We start from the raw sequence: 304 nt of genomic DNA, 5'->3' as shown, positions 1-304 counted from the left end.
CGAGGCAGAAAGCGAAGCTAAAAAACGAGAGCAAAGCCGAGAACGCACGGAGAAACCCGCGGCGCTCTCAGCCGCAGCCGCAGCAACCGCCCCCGCTCAAACCGCTTCTCGCTTAACCGCCCATTTATCGGCAACCGGCGGCTGATACCGTTGCAGCTTGCCGATCAGCGTGGCCGCATCGGAGTCGATCTGCAGGATATCGACATACGTCTGCCGCATGAAGCCTTCGTCCACGGTGTGCTGCAAGAGCTTCATCAACGGATCGTAAAAGCCGTCGATATTGAGCAGCGCCACCGGTTTGTGG

General features: G+C 59.2%; 1 protein-coding gene. It reads right to left on the bottom strand.

The genetic code is table 11. The annotated features are described in order from the left end of the window. Nucleotides 1–96: 96 nt before the first annotated feature. On the bottom strand, nucleotides 97–304 hold a 208-nt coding region (locus SB753_RS36135), incomplete at its 5' end, for an LOG family protein (RefSeq protein ID WP_410804907.1).

The sequence above is a fragment of the Paraburkholderia sp. SIMBA_053 genome (genome assembly GCF_046534895.1).
Taxonomy (GTDB): domain Bacteria; phylum Pseudomonadota; class Gammaproteobacteria; order Burkholderiales; family Burkholderiaceae; genus Paraburkholderia; species Paraburkholderia caledonica.
Note: the sequence above shows the minus strand (reverse complement) of the source record. Positions and strands in the feature narration are given on the sequence as shown.